General features: G+C 65.2%; 17 protein-coding genes. 6 read left to right on the top strand and 11 right to left on the bottom strand.

Features of this window, described 5'->3' with window-relative positions; all coding sequences use genetic code 11:
* Positions 1-44 precede the first annotated feature (44 nt).
* Both FW760_RS11040 and FW760_RS11035 read right to left on the bottom strand, forming a co-directional pair.
* Positions 45-467, bottom strand: a complete 423-nt coding sequence (locus tag FW760_RS11040) for a YbaN family protein (RefSeq protein ID WP_370409172.1) — start codon at positions 465-467, stop codon at positions 45-47.
* Positions 421-1008, bottom strand: a complete 588-nt coding sequence (locus FW760_RS11035) for a UPF0149 family protein (RefSeq protein WP_054916593.1) — start codon at positions 1006-1008, stop codon at positions 421-423. Before FW760_RS11035 ends, FW760_RS11040 begins: the two co-directional genes overlap by 47 nt.
* A gap of 245 nt (positions 1009-1253) precedes the next feature.
* Here FW760_RS11035 and recQ point away from each other — a divergent pair, with 245 nt between their 5' ends.
* On the top strand, positions 1254-3386 hold the full coding sequence (gene recQ / locus FW760_RS11030) for a DNA helicase RecQ (protein WP_043864126.1): 2133 nt from the start codon (positions 1254-1256) through the stop codon (positions 3384-3386).
* 118 nt (positions 3387-3504) lie between these two features.
* Entirely contained in the window at positions 3505-3939 is a 435-nt protein-coding gene (locus FW760_RS11025; protein ID WP_043864125.1) for a MarR family transcriptional regulator, read from the top strand.
* On the opposite strand, the gene FW760_RS11020 is transcribed toward FW760_RS11025, so the two are convergent.
* Positions 3936-6125 carry a patatin-like phospholipase family protein gene (locus FW760_RS11020; protein WP_043864124.1) on the bottom strand — a complete coding sequence of 730 codons (2190 nt, stop codon included), beginning with the start codon at positions 6123-6125 and terminating at the stop codon, positions 3936-3938. The two genes, FW760_RS11025 and FW760_RS11020, sit on opposite strands and share 4 nt — an antisense overlap.
* 70 nt (positions 6126-6195) lie before the next feature.
* On the opposite strand from FW760_RS11020, the gene FW760_RS11015 reads away from it, so the two are divergent.
* Positions 6196-6480 (top strand): SelT/SelW/SelH family protein, encoded by a 285-nt coding sequence (locus tag FW760_RS11015; RefSeq protein ID WP_054916592.1) that lies wholly within the window; start codon positions 6196-6198, stop codon positions 6478-6480.
* Position 6481: 1 nt separating this feature from the next.
* On the opposite strand, the gene FW760_RS11010 is transcribed toward FW760_RS11015, so the two are convergent.
* Entirely contained in the window at positions 6482-7366 is an 885-nt protein-coding gene (locus FW760_RS11010) for a DMT family transporter (RefSeq protein WP_116053184.1), read from the bottom strand.
* A 139-nt stretch (positions 7367-7505) separates the two neighbouring features.
* Between FW760_RS11010 and FW760_RS11005 the strand changes: the two genes are divergently transcribed.
* Positions 7506-8324: a UDP-2,3-diacylglucosamine diphosphatase gene (locus tag FW760_RS11005; protein WP_054916590.1), complete on the top strand. Its 819-nt coding sequence runs from the start codon at positions 7506-7508 to the stop codon at positions 8322-8324.
* Between the two features lie 25 nt (positions 8325-8349).
* On the opposite strand, the gene FW760_RS11000 is transcribed toward FW760_RS11005, so the two are convergent.
* Entirely contained in the window at positions 8350-8661 is a 312-nt protein-coding gene (locus FW760_RS11000) for a DUF962 domain-containing protein (RefSeq protein ID WP_043864120.1), read from the bottom strand.
* Between the two features lie 159 nt (positions 8662-8820).
* Here FW760_RS11000 and FW760_RS10995 point away from each other — a divergent pair, with 159 nt between their 5' ends.
* Positions 8821-9906, top strand: a complete 1086-nt coding sequence (locus FW760_RS10995) for an AraC family transcriptional regulator (protein ID WP_088514518.1) — start codon at positions 8821-8823, stop codon at positions 9904-9906.
* Here the strand turns inward: FW760_RS10995 and FW760_RS10990 are convergent.
* A complete protein-coding gene (locus FW760_RS10990; RefSeq protein WP_043864118.1) occupies positions 9863-11317 on the bottom strand; it encodes a TrkH family potassium uptake protein in 1455 nt (484 codons plus the stop codon). The genes FW760_RS10995 and FW760_RS10990 overlap by 44 nt on opposite strands.
* Before the next feature lie 100 nt (positions 11318-11417).
* On the opposite strand from FW760_RS10990, the gene FW760_RS10985 reads away from it, so the two are divergent.
* On the top strand, positions 11418-11981 hold the full coding sequence (locus tag FW760_RS10985; protein WP_100634667.1) for a nitroreductase family protein: 564 nt from the start codon (positions 11418-11420) through the stop codon (positions 11979-11981).
* Positions 11982-12109: 128 nt separating this feature from the next.
* Here FW760_RS10985 and FW760_RS10980 read toward each other — a convergent pair whose 3' ends face one another.
* The 5 genes from FW760_RS10980 to FW760_RS10960 form a co-directional block, all read right to left on the bottom strand.
* Positions 12110-13447 (bottom strand): sensor histidine kinase, encoded by a 1338-nt coding sequence (locus FW760_RS10980; protein WP_043864116.1) that lies wholly within the window; start codon positions 13445-13447, stop codon positions 12110-12112.
* A gap of 57 nt (positions 13448-13504) precedes the next feature.
* Entirely contained in the window at positions 13505-13921 is a 417-nt protein-coding gene (locus FW760_RS10975; RefSeq protein ID WP_043864115.1) for a Spy/CpxP family protein refolding chaperone, read from the bottom strand.
* A gap of 163 nt (positions 13922-14084) precedes the next feature.
* Positions 14085-14762, bottom strand: coding sequence for a response regulator transcription factor (locus FW760_RS10970; protein ID WP_043864114.1), 678 nt, complete (start codon positions 14760-14762; stop codon positions 14085-14087).
* 7 nt (positions 14763-14769) lie between these two features.
* Complete coding sequence (locus FW760_RS10965; protein WP_116053187.1) at positions 14770-15171, bottom strand: translation initiation factor 2; 402 nt, start codon at positions 15169-15171, stop codon at positions 14770-14772.
* A 202-nt stretch (positions 15172-15373) separates the two neighbouring features.
* Positions 15374-15673: a YciI family protein gene (locus tag FW760_RS10960; RefSeq protein ID WP_043864112.1), complete on the bottom strand. Its 300-nt coding sequence runs from the start codon at positions 15671-15673 to the stop codon at positions 15374-15376.

Genomic DNA, 15673 nt, shown 5'->3' with positions numbered 1-15673 from the left:
TGGGAGCGGGCTTGGCCCGCGATGGGGTGGGCGCGTGGTTGCGCCTAGGTACGCTTGCGCAAGGTCTTCTGCCGCGCGATGTACACGGTCACCAGTACCGCACTGGTGAGCATGAACCCGCGTGCCCACGGCAAGGGCACCAGGTAGCACGAAAAACCTATGCTCAGCCACATCAGCCCGATGGCGTATACCTTGGCCTTGAGCGGAATGCCCTCACCGCCCAGGTAGTCGCGAATCCACGGCCCAAGCCGCGGGTGATTGACCAGCCATGCGTGAAAGCGGGGCGAGCTGCGCGCAAAGCAGGCTGCCGCCAATAACAGAAAAGGGGTGGTCGGCAGCACCGGGAGGAAGATGCCGATCACCCCCAGCGCGACGCTGAGCCAGCCGATGGCCAGCAGCAGGTAGCGCATGGATGCAGACTCAGTGGTGGCGAGGCTTGAGCAGCGCAGGTTTCTCGTCCGGGGCATGGCACAGCAGGTACAAGGCCGTCAGCGCCTCGGGGATCTGCACGATCATGTCGTCCATCAGGTTGGCGTCGCTGGCGATGTCGGCGAACTCGGCCTCTTCGTCGAACAGGCCGGAACCGACCATGATCGGCAGCAGCATTTCGCTGACTTCTTCCTCGGCGCTTTCGAACCAGGCCGCTTCACGCAGGAACACCCCTTCCATGAAGCCGATGCACCAGCCGCGCAGCTCGGAGTCGTCCGGCTCGTCGCCAAGGTCCAGGTCGCACGGCAGCTCGAACTCCTCATCGCTGGCCAGTTGGCGGGCGATGTGATCCTTGAGCTTGATCAGTGTGCTTTCGATTTCTTCGCGCTGGGCCTCGTCCTTGTAGTGCGGCGGCTCGGCGAACAGGGCGTCGATCCATTCACGCTCGGGAACGGCTTCGGAGCAGATCGACAGCGCGGTCAGGTAGCCGTGTGCGGCAACGTAGTCCAGCGCTTCTTCGTGCAGCTCGTCAGCGTCGAGGAAGGCTTGCAGGCGGGTTAATTGCTCAGCGAAGGACATTACAGGGCTACCTTGGGAATAAACGATGCTGGAATTCTAGCATCTTGCGGCGCCTGCGAGGCAAAGGATGACGCCTATCGCAGAGCCCCCTGCACGGGCGCCGTGTCCGGTATAATGCCCGGCTTTTGCGCCCGGTCACGCCAGCATGCGGCCCCGGCAAAAGCCGCTTACGCAATTTCAGGTGTGGCGGGGAAGCTTTTCATCCAGCCTGTGGTCAGGATGGTTCTGCGATTTATGGAGTTTTTATGCTCGAACAGGCTCAGCGCGTCCTCAAGGACATCTTCGGCTACGACAGCTTTCGCGGGCGCCAGGGGGCGATCATCGAATGCGTAGCCAAAGGCGGCGATGCGCTGGTACTGATGCCCACCGGCGGCGGCAAGTCGCTGTGCTTCCAGGTTCCGGGGCTGCTGCGCGAAGGCCTGGCAGTGGTGGTGTCGCCGCTGATCGCGCTGATGGACGACCAGGTGGCGACCCTCGACGAGCTGGGTGTCGCCGCGGCTTCGCTGAACTCCACGATGAGCGCCGACCAGCAGCGCGAACTGGCCATGCGCATTCGTCGCGGCGAGCTCAAGATGCTGTACCTGGCCCCGGAACGCCTGGTGCAGCCACGCATGCTGGATTTTCTGCGCAGCCTGGACATCGCGCTGTTCGCCATCGACGAGGCGCACTGCGTGTCGCAATGGGGCCATGACTTCCGCCCTGAATACCTGCAACTGGGGCAACTGGCCGAACTCTTCCCCAACGTGCCGCGCATTGCCCTGACCGCCACCGCGGACATGCGTACCCGCGAAGAGATCGTCACCCGCCTGCACCTGCAGAACGCCGAGCGCTTTCTGTCGAGTTTCGACCGGCCGAACATCTTCTATCGCATCGTGCCCAAGGAACAGCCGCGCAAGCAGTTGCTGGCGTTCCTCAACGAGCGGCGCGGCAACGCCGGCATCGTCTATTGCCTGTCGCGCAAGAAGGTCGACGATGTGGCCGCGTTTTTGTGCGAGCAGGGGTTCCCGGCGCTGCCCTATCACGCCGGCCTGCCTGCCGAGACCCGCGCCAGCAATCAGCGCCGCTTCCTCAACGAGGAAGGCCTGATCATGGTCGCGACCATCGCCTTCGGCATGGGCATCGACAAGCCCAACGTGCGTTTCGTGGCCCACCTGGACCTGCCCAAGTCGCTGGAAGCCTACTACCAGGAAACCGGTCGCGCCGGCCGTGACGGCCTGCCCGCCGATGCCTGGATGGCCTACGGCCTGCAGGACATGGTGATGCTCAAGCAGATGCTGCAGAACTCCGAAGGTGACGAGCGTCACAAACGGGTCGAGCAGCACAAGCTCGATGCCATGCTGGCACTGTGCGAAGAGACCCGCTGCCGTCGCCAGACCCTGCTCAACTATTTCGATGAAGAACTGCCCCAGCCCTGCGGGCACTGCGACAACTGCGTCGACGGCGTGCAGACCTGGGACGCCACCGAGCCTGCGCGCCAGGCGCTGTCGGCCATCTATCGTACTGGCCAGCGCTACGGCGTGGGCCATCTGGTGGACGTGCTGCTGGGCAAGGACAACGAGAAGATCCGCAGCTTCGGGCACGAGAAGCTTGCCGTGTATGGCGTGGGCAAGGCTCGCGCAGAAGGCGAGTGGCGTTCGCTGTTCCGCCAGCTGGTGGCGCGTGGCCTGGCCGATATCGACCTGGAAGGCTATGGCGGGCTGCGCCTGTCCGATACGTGCCGGCCCTTGCTGCGTGGCGAAGTCACCCTTGAGCTGCGCCGCGACCTCAAGCCGCAGACCAGCAGCAAGAGCAGCAGCTCGGGCAGCCCGGCCAGCCAGCTGGTGCGCGGTGAGGAACGCGAACAGTGGGACGCCTTGCGCGCCCTGCGGCGCAAGCTGGCCGAGGAGCATGGCGTGCCGCCGTATGTCATCTTCCCCGACTCGACCCTGCTGGAGATGCTGCGCAGTCAGCCCGGCAGCCTCAGCGAGATGGCCCAGGTCAGTGGCGTGGGGGCACGCAAGCTGGAGCGCTACGGTCAGGCCTTCCTCGAGGTGCTGGGCGGCGCTGCAGAGGCCCCGGCCCCGGTCGCCGACCTGCGCCACGAGCTGATCAGCCTGGCCCGCGCGGGCATGACTCCGCTGCAGATCGCCGGCCAGCTGCAATGCAGTGAAAAGAACGTTTACAGCCTGCTGGCCGAGGCCATCGGTCGCCAACAGCTGTCACTGGAACAGGCGCTGGACCTGCCCGAGGACCTGATGGGCGAGATCCAGGACGCGTTCCTCGACGGCGAAGGCGAGTTGCCGCCGGTGTCGGCGATCATCGAGCAGTTTGGCGGACGCGTGCCTGAGGGCGTGCTGTATTGCGTGCGCGCCGCACTGGCGGCCGAGTTCGAGATGTAGAAAGGTTGTTTGTCATCATTTATGACGATTATGCAGCGCCTGCCGACGGCATGAGCCTTGCCTAAGGCCCAAGGGCATGATTAGCTGCCTATTAATTAGTTCTGATGATGAGTTTCCTATGCCGTTGACCGATCACCACCGTTTCGGGATGCAGTTGGCCCATATGTCCCGGGGTTGGCGCGCCGAGCTGGACCGCCGCCTGGCCGGGCTCAACCTGTCGCAGGCGCGCTGGCTGGTGCTGCTGCACCTGGCGCGCTTCGACGAGGCCCCCACCCAGCGTGAACTGGCGCAGAGCGTGGGGGTTGAAGGGCCGACCCTGGCCCGTCTGCTCGACAGCCTCGAGGCCCAGGGCCTGGTCAAGCGCCAGGCCGTGCTGGAGGACCGGCGCGCCAAGAAGATCGTGTTGTGCCCGCCCGCCAAGCCGTTGATCGACCAGATCGAGACCATTGCCAACGCCTTGCGCGTCGAGCTGTTCGAAGGCATCGACGAAGAAGAGCTGCGCGTGTGCATGCGGGTGCACGCGCGCATCCTGGGCAACCTGGAGAAGTCCTAGAAGGTCTGCCCCAGGTTGAGGTAGAAGGCCTTCTGGTTCTCGGTGTTCATGCCGTAGCTGAAGTTCAGCGGCCCCAGCGGCGTTTCGAAGCCCAGGAAGATGCTCGCGGCGTTGATGTAGCCGCTGTCGAACTCGTTGTCGTTGTTCCAGGCGCGGCCGCGTTCCAGCGAGCCGCCCAGATACAGCGGGAAGTCCAGCGGCAGGTAGGAGCGCGGGGTCAGGCGCCGGTAGTAGACCATGCGCATCAGGCTCAGGTTCTGGCCTGACACCGAGTCCTGGCGAAAGCCCGACAGCTGCCGGGCGCCGCCCATCACGAAGCTCGAGGTGACCACCTCGGCATCATCCAGAGTCCGCGCATAGCGACCGCCGAATACCCAGGTGTTCGGCCCGCTGCTCAGGGCCTTGTCCAGTTTCATGTCCCATTGGCGATAGCGCTGGTCGGAGCCCAGGCCCGGCTCGAACTGGCGCAGGGTCAGGCTGACGTCTTCGCCGCTGTGGGGGAAGTAGACATTGTCCAGGGTGTCGAACGAATACTTGAGGTCATAGAAGCCTTCGTTGAAGTTCACCTTGGGCAGGCCCTGTTCGCCGATGCGTACCTCGGCCTGCCCCCAGGCCTGGCCCACCCCCAGGCGCACTTCGCCGTTGTTGCCGATCTGGCGGCCCAGGTTGAGCCCGAAGCCATAGCGTTCGAGGCGGTACTCGGCGATGGGGTCGTTGTCCAGGGTGGCCTCGATGTTCTGCGAGCCGATGTCCAGGTAGGGCGCCACGAAGTAGCGCGACCCGGTATCCAGCGGCTGGTAGAACTCGCTGTAGAGCTCCTGCTTGTCGCCGATCTGGGCCCGGGTGAGCCACTCGGCGCCCAGGCGGTTGATGCCGTTGACGCGGTAGCTGGCGCCCAGGTTGAAGGCGCTGTCGCCACGCAGGTCATCGGACAGGTTCAGCCCCAGCCGCAGATAGTCGGTGCCGCCACGTCGGCCCCGGGCGTTGATCACCAGGGTGTTCTCGTCGCCCTTGTGCACCACGCGGTACTGCACCCGGTCGAAGTAGTCCAGGCCGTACAGGGTGCCCATGTCGGTGCGCAGGCGGTCGAGCTCCAGCGGTTCGCCGATGGGCTGGCGAATGTAGTAGCGGATCACGTCGTCACTGACCTTGGAGTCGTTCTCGACCTTGATGGCGGTGATCACCGGGGTGCGTTGCCCGGCCGAGCGCGCCTCGGCCAGTTGCACCGCCGTGTCGTTGACCCGGCGCAGGCTGGCCAGGCGCGGGTCGAGCAGGCGGGTGGCGCGGTAGCCGGCGTCGATCATGTCCTGGGCCCGGCCGAAGTCGGTGACGCCAAAGCTCGACAGCGGCGGCTGTACCAGGATGTCGTCGCGGTGCAGCGAGGCCAGTTGCTCTTCGGAGTTGCGCCGGGTCATCAGGGTGATCGACTGGTTGAGCACATCGACCACCGTGGCCAACTGCTTGCGATTGCGCAGCGGCGTGCCGATATCGACGACGATCGCCATGTCCACACCCATCTCACGCACGATATCCAGCGGGATGTTGTCGACCATGCCGCCGTCGACCAGCAGGCGGCCGTCCAGCTCGACCGGGGCGAACACCGCCGGGATCGACATGCTGGCGCGGATCACCTGGGGCAGGTGGCCCTTGCGAAACACCACTTTCTCGCCGCTGGCGATATCGGTGGCCACTGCGCGGAACGGGATCGGCAGCTTGTCGAAGTCACGGGTGTCACTGGCGTGGGCCAGCAGGCTTTCGAGCAGCAGCGCCAGGTTCTGCCCCTGGATCACCCCCAACGGCAGGCCCAGGCTGCCGTCGTCGCGAAAGCTCAGGCGCTGTTTGACCAGGAAGTCGCGGTCGTCCTGCTTGCGCCTGAAGGGGATGTCCTTGCGCGGCGGTGCATCGGACAACGCCTGCTGCCAGTCGATGGCCAGGGCCAGCTTCTCCAGCTCGTCGATCTTGTAGCCCGAGGCGTACAACCCGCCGATCACCGCGCCCATGCTGGTGCCGGCGATGGCGTCGATCTTCACCCCCTGTTCTTCCAGCGCCTTGAGCACACCGATGTGGGCCAGGCCGCGCGCCGCGCCGCCGGACAGCACCAGGCCGACCTTGGGCCGGGCTGCCTCGGCGGCGCAGAGGGCAAGGGAGGTAAGGGACAGCAACAGGCACAACAGCAGACGACGCATCGCGGCTCTCGGAGCAAAGGCTAAAGGTGGCTAGTATAAGCGCGACCACCTATCAGGAGACCGTTGCCCCATGTCCGTATCCAAACCCGAAATTGTCATCACCTATTGCACGCAGTGCCAATGGCTGCTGCGCGCCGCCTGGCTGGCCCAGGAACTGCTGAGCACCTTCAGTGACGACCTGGCCCGGGTGGCCCTGGAACCGGCAACGGGCGGCAACTTTCGCATCACCTGCGATGGCGTGCAGATCTGGGAACGCAAGGCCGATGGCGGTTTCCCCGAGGCCAAGGTGCTCAAGCAGCGGGTCCGCGACCAGATCGACCCGCAGCGCGACCTGGGCCACAACGACCGCGCCTGACTCAGCCGCCGGAGGTGGCGGGTGCGGTGCGTGGTGCGCCGGCGGCCAGACGGCTTGAAATCACGATGGCCAGAATGATCAGCACCCCGCCCATCAGCATGCGCAAGGTGGGCTGCTCGGCGAAGATCACCCAGGCCATGGCGATGCCATAGACCGGCTCCATGGCAAACACCACGGCGGCGGTGCGGGCCTTGATCACCGCCAGGCTGGCCACGAACAGGCTGTGTGCCACGCCGGTGCAGAACACCCCCAGCAGCCCCAGCCACAGCCAGTCCAGCGCGCTCACCGAAGGCAGCAGCGGGCCCGCCACCGGCAGCAGACACAGTGCCACCACGGCGTTCTGGCACAGCGCCGCCTGTACCGCCGGAATGTGCCGGGAGCCTGCACGGTTGAGCAGTGACAGCAGGGCGAACAGCAACCCGGAGAACAACGCCCACAGCAGCCCGCTGGTGGCCTGGCTGGCGAGGTCGAAGTCGGGCGTCACCAGCACCAGGCCGATGCTCACCAGCACTACCAACAAGGCTTCGTTGCGACGGATGCGTTCACGGAACAACAGCCCTTCCAGAATGACCGTGAACGCCGGGAAGCTGGCAAAGCCCAGGGTCGCGATGGCCACGCCGGCCACCTTGACCGCGACGAAAAAGCTGACCCAATGGCCGGCCAGCAACATCCCGGCCAATGTCAGTCCGCGCCAGTCCCGTGCCTTCAGGGGTTGCCAGTGTTGTCGGGCAACGCCGACGAAGATGGCCAGGGCCAGCACGGCGAAGGCCGCACGGCCGAACACGATGACCGACGGGCCGGCACTGGCCAGTTTGCCGAACACGCCGGTCAGGCCGAACAACAGCGCGCCTGCATGCAGGGCGCCCAGGGCGGTACGAGGGGTCATGGCGGGCGGTTGCCTTGGATCGGGGTACAGGCCACGCAGTGTACATGCGCCGACGGCCTGTCACAGGACTGCCGCACAACGTTCATGGTCGATTCACTGCCCACAGGCAAGCTCGCACAAACTCTCCCGGAGCCTGCCCATGACCCATGCCGAGCTTGGCAAACCTTCGCGCAAGCAGCGCGTGCGCACGCTGTGGATCTCGGACGTGCACCTTGGCACCCGCGACTGCCAGGCCGAGCATCTGTCGCAGTTTCTCAAGGGCTACCAGGCCGATCGCATCTACCTGGTGGGCGACATCATCGACGGCTGGAAGCTGCGGGGTGGCATGTACTGGCCCCAGGCCCATACCAACGTGATCCGGCGCCTGCTGACCATGAGCAAGCGCGGCACCGAGGTAATCTATGTGACCGGCAACCACGACGAGTTCCTGCGTCGCTACTCCAAGCTGGTGCTGGGCAATATCCAGCTGGTGGACCAGGCCGAGCACCTCACCGTCGACGGCAGGCGGCTACTGGTGATCCATGGCGACCAGTTCGACGTGATAACCCGTTATCACCGCTGGCTGGCCTTCCTGGGTGACTGGGCCTATGAACTGACCCTCACCCTCAACCGCTGGCTCAACCACTGGCGCGCGCGGTATGGCTATGGCTACTGGTCGCTGTCGGCCTACCTCAAGCACAAGGTCAAGACGGCGGTGAGCTTTATCAGCGACTTCGAGGAGGCGATTGCACGCGAATGCGTCAAGCGAGGGTTTCACGGGGTGGTGTGCGGGCACATCCACCACGCCGAAATCCGCAAGGTGGGGGAGGTGGACTACCTCAATTGCGGCGACTGGGTGGAGTCGTGCACTGCCTTGATCGAGCACTGGGACGGCACGATCGAGCTGTACCGCCTGGCCGACGCCCAGGCCCGTGAGGCCCTGCGCCAGGCCCGGGCGGTGGGTGAGCCCAGCCTCTAGGCCACGCGCAGGGGGCGGGCGATGGTCAGAACTGCACCTTGCCGCGCAGCATGTCGCGGTACAGGACAAAATCGCCCAGCAGGCTGTAGAAGGGGTAGGTGAAGGTGGCGGGGCGGTTCTTCTCGAAAAAGAAGTGGCCTGCCCAGGCAAAGCCGTAGCCGGCCACCGGGACCGCCAGCAGCAGCCAGCCGTTGGCACTGGCCAGGGCGTAGGCCAGCAGGGCGATCACCAGGCTGGTGCCGACGAAGTGCAGGCGGCGGCAGACAGGGTTGCTATGCTCACCCAAATAATACGGATAGAACTCGGCAAAGCTGTTGAAGCGTGGGGGGCTGTTCACTGCGTCGCTCCCGTATCGGTCGAAGGTGGCGAAACATGCACGGCGTGGAGCCTGAACCGAGTCTAGAATTGTGTCGCAGTATCAGTCAGTGACAATAAGCGCCACTTTAGTATCCTTTGCGTTCACCGCAGGAGCGGTCTTACCCAAAAGAAGCCAGCCATGAGCGAAAGAACCACGTCAGCAAGCTGGGCCTCGGGGATCGTCAAGGCACTTGAATTCGAAGGGCTCGATTGCCCTGCGCTGTTCAAGCAGCTCGGCCTGGACTTCGCCGCGCTGGACGACCCCGACGCACGTTTCACCCAGGACTCCATGACCCGTTTGTGGCAACTGGCCGAAGAGTTGTCGGGCAACCGTGCCATCGGCCTGAACATGGCGCGGGTGGTGCGCCCGGCATCGTTTCACGTGGTCGGCTATGCCTTGATGTCCAGCCGCACCCTGGCCGAGGGGTTCGAGCGCCTGGTGCGTTACCAGCGCATTATCGCGGAGAGTTCCGACCTGAGCTTTCGCCTGGGGCCGGAAGGCTACTCGCTGGTGCTGACCGTGCATGGCGATCACCTGCCGCCCACCCGGCACAGCGCCGAGGCCTCGCTGGCCTGCGCCCTGGCGCTGTGCTGCTGGTTGAGCGGGCGCACCATCCAGCTGCGCCGGGTGCTGGTACAAGGCCCGCAGCCTCAGGATATAGAACCCTACAAGCAGGCGTTTCGTGCCCCGCTGGTGTTTGGTGCGCCCCACGATGCGCTGGTGTTCGAGCGCGCCGACATGGAGGCGCCGTTGCCCACGGCCAACGAGGCCATGGCGATTCTGCACGACCGTTTTGCCGGCGAGTACCTGGCGCGTTTTTCCGAAAGCCGGGTGACCCACCGTGCACGTCAGGTGCTGTGCCGCATGCTGCCCCAGGGCGAACCCAAGCGCGAAATGGTCGCCCAGGCCCTGCACCTGTCGCAGCGCACGCTGCAGCGGCGCCTGCAGGAGGAGGGCACCAGCTTTCAGACCCTGCTCGACGATACCCGTCGCGAACTTGCCGAGCAGTACCTTGCGCAGCCGAACATGACATTGCTGGAGGCTGCCTACCTGCTGGGTTTTGCCGACCCGAGCAACTTCTTCCGGGCCTTCCGGCGCTGGTTCGACCTCACCCCCGGGGAATACCGCACCCGTATGGAGCTGGCGCGCAGTGCCGGCCCCGAGGCGTCGGCCCAGGGCGTCAGTGTCGCCAGAACGCCGGCATGCACAGAACCAGCACCGTAATGATCTCCAGGCGGCCCAGCAGCATGCCGCCGGCCAGGATCCACTTGGCGGCGTCGGGCAGGGTGGCGAAGTTGCCTGCCGGGCCGATGGTTTCGCCCAGGCCCGGGCCTACGCCGGATACGGTGCTGGCCGCGCCGGTCAGGGCAGTCATCCAGTCCACGCCCAGCAACGAAAGCAGCAGCGCGATGATGCAGATGGTGATGGCGAAGAAGAACGAGAAGGTCAGGATCGACCGCACGATCTCTTCGTCGAGGCGGTGACCGTTGTATTTCTGCTTGATCACCGCACGCGGGTGAATCAGCTGGTTGAGGCTGGCCTTGAGCAGAATGTAGGCTACCTGGAAGCGGAAGATCTTGATCCCGCCCGCGGTCGAGCCCGAACAGCCGCCGATGAAACCCAGGTAGAAGAACAGCATCAGCGAAAAGTTGCCCCACAGGCTGTAGTCGCCCAGGGCGAAGCCGGTGGTGGTGACCACCGAGGTCACGTTCAGCGCCACGTGGCGCAAGGCATCGAACCACGGCAGGCTGGTGGTGGCCCAGTACCAGGTACCCAGCACCACCCAGGTGGCCACCAGAAGGCCGAGCAGGCCCTGTACCTGCTGGTCCTTGATCAGTGCCTTGCGGTTGCCACGCATCGTGGCCACGTAGAGGGTGAACGGCACACTGCCCAGGATCATCACCACCACCGCCACCCAGTGCACGGCCGGCTGGTCCCACTTGGCCAGCGACTGGTCGGAGGTGGAGAAACCGCCGGTGGAAATCGCCGACATGGCGTGGTTGATGGCATCGAACGGGCTCATGCCGGCCAGCCAGAACCCCAGCCCGCCGATGGTGGTGATGCCCACGTACACCGCCACGATCGACTTGGCGACCATGTGCGAGCGGGGCATGACCTTTTCGGAGCGGTCCGAGGACTCGGTCTGGAACAGGCGCATGCCGCCGATGCGCAGCAGCGGCAGGATCGCAACCGCCATGCCGATGAAGCCGATGCCGCCCAGCCAGTGCAGCAGCGAGCGCCATATCAGGATGCCCGGCGACATGCTGTCCAGGCCACTGAGCACGGTGGCGCCGGTGGCGGTGATGCCCGACATGCTCTCGAAGAAGGCATCGGTGTAGCTGATGTGCTGGGTCAGCAGGAACGGCAGGGCGGCGAAGATGCACACCACCAGCCAGCTGCTCACGGTGAGCAGGTACATGTCGCGCGGGCGCAGGTGCACGTGCTCGGGGCGCCCGGGTATGACCAGGGCCAGGCCGGCAATGAAGGTGATCAGGCTGGCCCACAGAAACGACGGCAGGTCGCCGGTGCGCTCGTAGATGACCAGGGTGGCCATGGGCACGGTCATGCTGATCGCCAGGGTAATCAGGAAGATGCCGATAATGAAACCGATGATCCTTAAGGTCGGCAACGCCATGTGATCTGCTCTGGGTTGAAACGGAGGGGCGCCATTCTACCTATGGGCCTCTTTAAGTAAACGGTAGAATAGCCGCACATTTCTCGACAGGGGGTAGCCGATGGAGGCTCTCGACGCATTGCTCAACCGTGTTTCCGTTCCTCGCCTGGTAGAGCCGGCACCTGATGCTGCGCAGCGCGAGTTGCTGTTTCGGGCGGCCTCGCGTGCGCCGGACCATGGCCAATTGCGGCCCTGGCGGTTCCTGACCATCGAAGGCGCGGCCCGCGAGCAATTGGGGGCGCTGCTGGCCGAGGCGGTGCAGGCGCAGGGCGAAGCCACCGAGGCAGCGCTGGAAAAGGCCCATGCCATGCCGCTGCGGGCGCCGTTGCTGATTGTGGTGATCGCGAACGTGCAGGATCACGTCAAGGTGCCCAAGTCCGAGCAGCGGCTGGCGGCCGCGTGTGCGGCGCATGCCATTCTGCTGGCGGCATATGCCCAGGGGATCGGCGCGGTGTGGCGCACCGGCGAGTTGTCCTACAGCCCGCAGGTGGCCAAGGGCCTCGGGCTGGCGGATACCGAAGAGCTGATCGGCTTCCTGTATGTGGGCACGCCGCTTAACCCGGCGCGTACGGCGCCAGTGGTGTCTGTCGAGGCGTTTGTCAGCGCCTGGGAGCAGCCCCGCTAAGCTATACAGGCATCAGATGGCCCTTTCGCTGGCAAAGCCAGCTCCCACAGGTGCGCAACGGCCCCTGAGGACGGTGACAAGCCTGTGGGGGCCGGCTTGCCAGCGAAGAAGCCAACACCCGTCTTTATTCAGGCGCTAGCCGGCCCCGCCACCGGCAACTCCAGCGTCGCCACGAACCCGCCCTGCGCATGGTTGCCCAGCACCAGGCTGCCACCATGACGTTCCGCCGCCTTGCGCGCGATCGCAAGGCCCAGGCCATGCCCGGCCGTGGTCTGCCCCGGGGCGCGGAAAAACGGCTCGCCCAACTGCGCCAGGTGCTCGTCGGCCACCCCCGGCCCGTGGTCGCGCACCGTCAGCACGATACGCTCGCCTTCACGCTGTGCACTCATCTCGATCGGTTGCCCCGGCGGATTGAAGCGCACGGCATTGCGCAGCAGGTTGTCCAGCGCACGTTCGATCAGTGTCGGCCAGCCCTGCAGGCTCAGCCCAGGCGTGTCGTGCAGCTGGATGTCCTGTTCCGGCGCTGCGAGCTGAGCATCCTTGCGCACGCTGGCCAGCAGCGCATTGAGGTCGACCGGTTCTGCGCTGGCGCTTTCGGCATCCACCCGCGCCAACACCAGGATTTCACTGATCAACGCCTCGAGGCGGTCGCACTCGCGGGTCAGGCGCGGCCAGTAGGCCTGCTGCTGTGCAGGCTCTGCCCGCTCGGCCAGGGCCAGGGCGATCCGCAGGCGTGCCAGCGGTGAGCGCAGTTCATGGGACACGTCACGCAGCAGTTGGCGCTGGCTGGCAATCAGGCTCTGCAGGCGCGCGCCCATGCGGTTGAAGTCATTGGCCAGCACACCGAACTCGTCGCGCCGGTTGGCCAGGCGTGCCAGGCTGTTCTGCTGGTAGGTGGTCTGCCCCAGGTCATGTACCGCGCCACGCAGGCGACTGAGGGGGCGGGTGATCGACAGGGTCACCAGCAGGCTGAACAGGGTCAGTACCACCAGGGCAATGCCCAATGCACTCAGCGGCCACAGCAGGCTGTCGCGGTGCCAGGCGTCGAGTTCGGGGTGAGGGATGCGGTAGATCAGCAGGTAGGTGTCGCCCGTGCCGGGGCTGGTGTACTCCTCGGTGAGGCGTCGCCAGGGCAGCGGCTCGCCGTTGTGCCGGCGCGCCTCGAAGGCTGCTGCGCGGCGCGGGAACGTGCCTGGCACCACGGCCTCGCCGCTTTCGTTGAGCACCTGCACGTCGATGTTGTAGCGTCGCTTGCGCAGCTCCAGATAACGCTGCGCGGCCTCGGGCCCTTGCTGTTCGTAGCGCGCCGACCAGTTCATGGCCAGGGTATTGAGCCCCGGGTGGCGGCTGAGGATCCAGGCGTCCTGATTGAGCATGTGGCCGAGCAGGATCGACAGCCCGGCAACCAGGGTGATGGCCAGCCAGAAGCTGGCCAGAATGCGCCAGAACAGTGAACGCAAGGGCATTACCTCAAACGAAAGAAGCCCGACCTGCGGGGGCAGGTCGGGCGGGGTGTGGACAGCTTACTGGGCCTTGCTGGCTTTTTCAGCTTTCCAGGCTTTGAACTCGGCCCACTCGGCCTTGCGCTCTGCCTGCTTCTTCTTCATTTCATCGAACTGCTTCTGCTGCTCTGGCTTGAGCATGCCGCGGATCTGGGTGTCGACCTTGTCGTGGCTTGCCTTGAGTTCGTCCTTGAGTGCCTTCTGGTCGGCTGCCGGCAGCTTGGCCAGGTAGCGCTGGGTGATTTCGTGGCGGCTCTTCATCTGCTCGCCCATCAGTTGACGGATCTGCTGGCGCTGCTCGCGGGTCAGGTCCAGCTGGGCGAAAGGCGCTCCACCGCGTTGGTGCTCGGCGCCGTGACGGGGGCCGCCGTCGGGCATGGCCATGGCTACGGTTGGCAGGGCGGCAGCGAACATCAGGGCGATAAGGGTCTTGCGCATGGTGACTCTCCTTGTTGAGGCCGGTCGTTACCGGATGTGCCCAGTCTAGGGAGATCAAGGTCAGCGGCGGTCAGGCAAGGGTAAAGCTTGGGTAAAGACGGTGGGCGAGGGTGTTTACACGGTGGGGCGTTGGCGTGCGCCCCTTTGCCAGCAAGGCTGGCGCCTACAGGCTGTAGTAATAGCCGCGGCTGCGCAGGGCGACGATGCGCGGCCTGCCATCGGGATGCGGGCCGATCTTCTTGCGCAGGTTGCTGACGTGCATGTCCAGGCTACGGTCGTACAGGGTCAGCTTGCGGCCCAGGGCGAGCTGCGCCAGTTCCTGTTTGTCCAGCGGCTCACCCGGCTGGCCCAGCAGGGCTTCGAGAATGCGGCTTTCGGAAAGGGTCAGGGTCAGCTCGCGTTCGTCGATGTCGACCACGCCACGGGCGGGGCTGAAGCGCAGGTCGCCCACTTCCATCTGGGTGGGTGTGGCGGCCGGGTGGCTGCGGCGCAGCACGGCGCGCAGCCGCGCGGTGAGCTCGCGGGGGTCGCAGGGCTTGGCCAGGTAGTCGTCGGCGCCCAGTTCCAGGCCCAGGATACGGTCCAGCGGCTCGCCGCGAGCAGACAGCATCAGCACTGGCAGTTCGGCGTGGTCGCTGCGCAATTGCTTGAGCAGTTCCAGGCCGCTGCCGTCGGGCAGCATCACATCCAGCACCACCGCTGCCGGGGCGTGCTCGGCCAGGGCCTTGCGGGCGCTCTGGCCATCATGGCAGGCACGCACCTGAAAGCCTTCCTGGGTCAGCCAGCTGCTCAGCAGCTCGCACAGTTCCTGGTCATCATCAATCAGTAGCAGCTCGCTCATGTCTCACTCAATTCAACCATTGCCGGCGCCGTCTGTGGCTGCCACTGGCAAAGATACCGCAGAGCACGGCCAACAGGGCAACTCCGGCGCCAATCACGAACCATTGCTGCTGATCGGTGAGCAGCTTGGGCAGCGGGTTGGCCTGGTGTTGCTCGAGCTGCTGCTTCAGGCGTTGGTTCTCCTGGCGCAGGCGGGTCAGCTGGGCGCTTTCGCGTTCGTTCTCGACATTCTTCAGCTGCTGCTTGAGCGCTTCGTGCTGGCGCTCACTTTCCTTGAGGCGTTGCTGCAGCTCGGTGATCTGGCTACCCGCACTCAACGACAAAGGGGTGCTGGCGGAGGCTTCGGCGGCCTTGGCGAGCGGGGTCAGCAGCAACAGGCACAGCAGCATGGACAACGGACCTTGACGCATCGGAACTCCTTGATTCCAATCGGGTGTTGCGTAGGTTGTCGGCAGGTGGACGAGAATGATGAACATTCGAGTGGATTTTAAGGCGTAGCACTACAGGCCCGCTGTAGTGGGCAAAGCCAGGAAGGGGAGCAGCGAGTGTGTGCGAAGGTGCCCAGAAGGTGAGGCGAACCGGCGCGACGACGGGCTCGTCGCGCCGATCAGGTTACGGCAGGACCTGCTTGAACGGCTTCACCAGCACTTCGGCATATACACCCGCCGCAATGTAAGGATCCGCATCTGCCCAGGCCTTGGCAGCCTCGAGCGAGTCGAACTCGGCGACGATCAGGCTGCCACTGAACCCGGCCGCGCCAGGGTCGTTGCTGTCGATCGCCGGGTGCGGGCCGGCCAGTACGATGCGGCCTTCGGCCTTGAGCTGCTGCAGGCGCTCAAGGTGCGCCGGGCGTGCAGCCAGGCGGGCTTGCAGCGAATCGGCAACGTCTGTGGCGATGATGGCGTAGAGCAT

Source organism: Pseudomonas sp. 1176_21, assembly GCF_052850635.1.
This window is presented reverse-complemented; position numbering and strand designations above follow the sequence as displayed.

Coding starts and splice junctions, on each gene's coding strand:
- FW760_RS10980 (WP_043864116.1), bottom strand. CDS start 13,447: ATGCCCTTGCGTTCACTGTTCTGGCGCATTCTGGCCAGCTTCTGGCTG.
- FW760_RS11040 (WP_370409172.1), bottom strand. CDS start 467: ATGCCCCGGACGAGAAACCTGCGCTGCTCAAGCCTCGCCACCACTGAG.
- FW760_RS10995 (WP_088514518.1), top strand. CDS start 8,821: ATGAGCGAAAGAACCACGTCAGCAAGCTGGGCCTCGGGGATCGTCAAG.
- FW760_RS10965 (WP_116053187.1), bottom strand. CDS start 15,171: ATGCGTCAAGGTCCGTTGTCCATGCTGCTGTGCCTGTTGCTGCTGACC.
- FW760_RS11010 (WP_116053184.1), bottom strand. CDS start 7,366: ATGACCCCTCGTACCGCCCTGGGCGCCCTGCATGCAGGCGCGCTGTTG.
- recQ (WP_043864126.1), top strand. CDS start 1,254: ATGCTCGAACAGGCTCAGCGCGTCCTCAAGGACATCTTCGGCTACGAC.
- FW760_RS10970 (WP_043864114.1), bottom strand. CDS start 14,762: ATGAGCGAGCTGCTACTGATTGATGATGACCAGGAACTGTGCGAGCTG.
- FW760_RS11020 (WP_043864124.1), bottom strand. CDS start 6,125: ATGCGTCGTCTGCTGTTGTGCCTGTTGCTGTCCCTTACCTCCCTTGCC.
- FW760_RS11035 (WP_054916593.1), bottom strand. CDS start 1,008: ATGTCCTTCGCTGAGCAATTAACCCGCCTGCAAGCCTTCCTCGACGCT.
- FW760_RS10985 (WP_100634667.1), top strand. CDS start 11,418: ATGGAGGCTCTCGACGCATTGCTCAACCGTGTTTCCGTTCCTCGCCTG.
- FW760_RS11005 (WP_054916590.1), top strand. CDS start 7,506: ATGACCCATGCCGAGCTTGGCAAACCTTCGCGCAAGCAGCGCGTGCGC.
- FW760_RS11015 (WP_054916592.1), top strand. CDS start 6,196: ATGTCCGTATCCAAACCCGAAATTGTCATCACCTATTGCACGCAGTGC.
- FW760_RS10975 (WP_043864115.1), bottom strand. CDS start 13,921: ATGCGCAAGACCCTTATCGCCCTGATGTTCGCTGCCGCCCTGCCAACC.
- FW760_RS11025 (WP_043864125.1), top strand. CDS start 3,505: ATGCCGTTGACCGATCACCACCGTTTCGGGATGCAGTTGGCCCATATG.
- FW760_RS10990 (WP_043864118.1), bottom strand. CDS start 11,317: ATGGCGTTGCCGACCTTAAGGATCATCGGTTTCATTATCGGCATCTTC.
- FW760_RS10960 (WP_043864112.1), bottom strand. CDS start 15,673: ATGCTCTACGCCATCATCGCCACAGACGTTGCCGATTCGCTGCAAGCC.